Source organism: Motilimonas pumila, from assembly GCF_003596335.1.
GTDB lineage: Bacteria > Pseudomonadota > Gammaproteobacteria > Enterobacterales > CBDFNC01 > Motilimonas > Motilimonas pumila.
In genome coordinates, this window is record NZ_QZCH01000171.1 from 1 (window position 1) to 537 (window position 537).

The 537-nt window shown below is 64.6% G+C and carries 1 protein-coding gene; it reads left to right on the forward strand.

The window, feature by feature from the left end; all coding sequences use genetic code 11:
- Nucleotides 1-234: 234 nt before the first annotated feature.
- A partial coding sequence (locus tag D1Z90_RS21085; RefSeq protein WP_119912685.1) for an ATP-binding cassette domain-containing protein occupies nt 235-537 on the forward strand: 303 nt, incomplete at its 3' end.

Sequence of the window (537 nt, forward strand, 5' to 3'; positions counted from 1 at the left end):
AGATGGGGTGGCTGTGGCGGCAGCTGATATCTCTCCTTCCCGCGCTCGATCTTGCCGCGTTTCCCGAACGGCCCTGGATCCACGCCCGCGCGGGGATGACGATAGGTAAGGGGTACGGGTAGGGAGCGCGGCGTCGAGGCGGCCCGCGCGGCGCCGCGTTGCCATTTGACCGTCCGCTCGCTACATCGCCGCCAAACTTCCTGCATATCCAGACCTGCGAACGGAGACCGCCACGTGGCCGCCCAATACGCCTTCGTCATGAAGGACATGACCAAGACCTTCCCCGGCGCTCCCAAGCCGGTGCTGAACAACATCAACCTGCAATTCTATCAGGGCGCCAAGATCGGCATCGTCGGCCCGAACGGCGCCGGCAAGTCGACGCTGATGAAGATCATGGCGGGCATCGACAAGGATTTCTCGGGCGAGGCCTGGCCGGGCGAGTATATCACGGTCGGCTATCTGCCGCAGGAGCCGCAGCTCGATCCGACCAAGAACGTGCTCGAGAACGTCAAGGACGGCGCGCGCGAAGTGGCCGAC